We start from the raw sequence: 1,948 nt of genomic DNA on the forward strand, positions 1-1,948 counted from the left end.
TGGATGGAACAAGAACAAGAAAGAGGTATTACAATTACTTCAGCAGCTACTACTGTTTTTTGGAAAGATCATAAAATTCAAATTATTGATACACCAGGGCACGTAGATTTTACAGTTGAAGTTTCTCGTTCTTTAAGAGTTTTAGACGGTGCGATTGCAGTTATTGATGCGCAAGCCGGTGTAGAACCACAAACAGAAACCGTTTGGCGTCAAGCTACTGAATATAAAGTTCCGAGAATTGTTTTTGTTAACAAAATGGATAAAATAGGAGCAGATTTTGAAAACGCAATTAATACTTTAAAACAAAGATTAGGCGTTAAAACAGCTGCTATTCAATGGCCAATTGGAAAAGAAAATGATTTTACTGGTATTATTGATTTATTAGAAATGACAGCTTTTCAATATGATCCTAATTCTGTTTCAGAAAGCGGTAAATTTATTGAAATTCCTGAAAATTTATTAGCAATAGCTAAACAAAAAAGACAAGAATTAGTCGAAACTTTATCTGAGTTCGATGATGATTTAATGAATATGTTTTTTGCTGGTCAAGAAGTTAGTGCTGAGACTTTAAAAACAATCATTAGAAGAGTTACTTTAAACGTTTCTTTTTTTCCTGTATTATGTGGTACTGCTTTTAAAAATAAAGGTGTTTTGAAAATTTTAGATGCTATGATTGATTTTCTTCCTTCTCCTTTAGATGTTCCACCTGTAACAGGTGTAGATGCCAATGAGAACAAAATAATTCGTAAACCTTTTGATGATGAACCTTTTACAGCTTTAGCATTCAAAATTATGACTGATCCTTTTGTAGGTCGTTTAACTTTTGTAAGAATTTATTCTGGTGTTTTGAAAACAGGAACTTATATTAAAAATACTTCTAAAAATATTAAAGAGCGTGTAGGACGTTTATTACAAATGCATGCTAATACTAGAGAAGAAATTCAAGAAGCCAAAGCTGGAGATATCGTCGCTGTTGTAGGATTAAAAAATACTACTACAGGAAACACTTTAGCTTTAGATAATGATTCTATTATTTTAGAATCTATGAATTTTCCTGAGCCAGTTATAGAAATCGCAGTCGAACCTAAAACTAAAAATGATCAAGATAAAATTGCTGTTGCTTTAGGTAAATTAGCTGAAGAAGATCCGACTTTTAAAGTTCATATCGATAACGAAACAGGACAAACAATTATTGCCGGAATGGGTGAATTGCATCTTGATATTATTATTGATCGTTTAAGAAGAGAATTTCAAATACAAGCTAATGTAGCTCAACCACAAGTTTCTTACAGAGAGACTTTAACAAAAGCTGTTGAAACAGAAGGCAAATTTATTCGTCAATCCGGTGGACGTGGTCAATATGGCCATGTTTGGATTCGTTTTGAGCCTAACGAAGGTAAAGGATTCGAATTTGTAAACAAAATTGTAGGTGGTATTATTCCTCGTGAATATATACCGGCTGTTAAAAAAGGTTTAGAAGAATCTTTAAGTAATGGTATTGTAGCTGGTTATCCTTTTATAGATGTCAAAGCTATTTTATTTGATGGTTCTTACCATGATGTCGATTCATCAGAAATTGCTTTCAAAATTGCTGCTTCTATTGCATTAAAAGAAACAAAACATAATGGGGGTTTAATTCTTTTAGAACCTATTATGAATGTAGAAGTTGTTACTCCTAATGAGTATGTCGGTAACGTTATCGGTAATTTAGTATCTAGAAGAGGAAAATTAGAAACACAAGCAAATCGTGGTAATACCATTGTTATTAAATGTTTAGTTCCTTTATCTGAAATGTTTGGATATGCTACTGATTTACGTTCTAATACTCAAGGAAGAGCAAGTTTTGTTATGCAATTTGCTAAATATTCAAAAACACCTAAAAATATTACAGATAAAATAATAAAAGAACGTGTTTAATATTTTTAAAAATAAAAAAAATTATAATAAA

Annotated in this window: 1 protein-coding gene; it reads left to right on the forward strand. The window is 31.1% G+C overall.

What is annotated here, in order from left to right:
• Positions 1 to 1,917, forward strand: a 1,917-nt coding sequence (fusA, locus tag AB6A63_RS02010) for an elongation factor G (RefSeq protein WP_370431021.1), incomplete at its 5' end; no start/stop codon positions are given.
• Between the last annotated feature and the right edge of the window lie 31 nt (positions 1,918 to 1,948).

The sequence above is a fragment of the 'Camptotheca acuminata' phytoplasma genome (genome assembly GCF_041276565.1).
GTDB lineage: Bacteria > Bacillota_I > Bacilli_A > Acholeplasmatales > Acholeplasmataceae > Phytoplasma.